This window comes from Plantactinospora solaniradicis, assembly GCF_042658085.1.
GTDB classification, from domain to species: domain Bacteria; phylum Actinomycetota; class Actinomycetes; order Mycobacteriales; family Micromonosporaceae; genus Plantactinospora; species Plantactinospora solaniradicis.
This window is the reverse complement of record NZ_JBHSPR010000122.1, coordinates 1-204: the sequence shown is the minus strand read 5'-3', so window position 1 is coordinate 204 and position 204 is coordinate 1. Positions and strand designations below refer to the sequence as shown.

Annotated in this window: 1 protein-coding gene; it reads left to right on the top strand. The window is 73.0% G+C overall.

Annotated features, from left to right (window positions below):
* Positions 1–21: 21 nt before the first annotated feature.
* Positions 22–204 (top strand): AMP-binding protein (locus ACFP2T_RS47535; RefSeq protein ID WP_377434593.1); only part of this gene is annotated, 183 nt, incomplete at its 3' end.

Here is a 204-nt window from a genome sequence, read left to right as displayed (position 1 = left end):
GCCGATGCGGGTGTGGGTGGGGTGGTGACGCGGACGGCGCTGCGGCCGGTCGTGGGTGCGGTGCCGGCGGTGTTGGTGGACGAGCCGGCGGTGTGGCGGGCCCAGCCGGTGACGACGCGGGTCACGCCGCAGAGCTTGGCGTACGTGATCTACACGTCGGGTTCGACGGGTCGGCCCAAGGGTGTGGCGTTGACGCATGCGGGT